Source organism: Pseudomonas sp. P867 (assembly GCF_019891455.1).
Taxonomy (GTDB): Bacteria; Pseudomonadota; Gammaproteobacteria; order Pseudomonadales; family Pseudomonadaceae; genus Aquipseudomonas; species Aquipseudomonas synxantha_A.
Genome location: NZ_JAFLXB010000041.1, coordinates 1 through 750, shown reverse-complemented (window position 1 = coordinate 750; position 750 = coordinate 1). Strand labels below are relative to the sequence as shown.

Below are 750 nucleotides of genomic sequence, written 5' to 3'. Positions count from 1 at the left end.
GGTCATCTGCGACTTCATTGACCAGCCAACGACCTGACGGGAAAACAGATCCAGCACCACCGCCAAATACAGCCAGCCTTCATACGTACGAATATAGGTGATGTCGGTGACCCAAACCTTGTTGGGTTCCCCGACATCGAACTGGCGCTTCAGCAAATTGGGTGAGGCGACCGCTGGCTTACCGCCGTACTTTCCAGGGCGACGTCGATACCCTGTCTGAGAGCGTAGACCTTCAAGACGCATCAACCTCGCCACACGATGCCGACCACAATCTTCACCGACCTCGCGCAGGTCGTCATGGATTTTGCGATAGCCATAAACTCCGCCGCTCTCCAGCCACGATTGCTTGATCAAACCCAGCAATCGCTGGTCGTCTTTAGCGCGTGCAGATTGCGGCTCAGACAACCAAGCGTAATAACCACTGGGATGGACTTTCAGCGTCAGGCAAAGCCGTCGAATGGAATAGTCGCCCGCGCGCTGCTTGATAAAGGCGTACTTCAGCCGCACTCCTTGGCAAAGTACGCGGCGGCCTTTTTTAAGATGTCTCGCTCTTCAGTGACCCGCTTGAGTTCCGCTCGCAGACGGCGCAGTTCAGCGTGCTGATCATCGTCTTGCTGCCGTTCTGCCTGAGGTTTGCTGTAGCGCTTTATCCAGGCATAGAGGCTATGCGTCGACACGCCAAGACGCGCCGCTACGTCAGCGACGGGAAGCTTCTTTTCGGTCACTTGATTGACCGCTTGGATTTTGAAT

General features: G+C 55.5%; 1 pseudogene. It reads right to left on the bottom strand.

From position 1 onward, the window contains the following. Positions 1-750: pseudogene (locus J1G33_RS27730) on the bottom strand (IS3 family transposase); the annotation flags it as partial.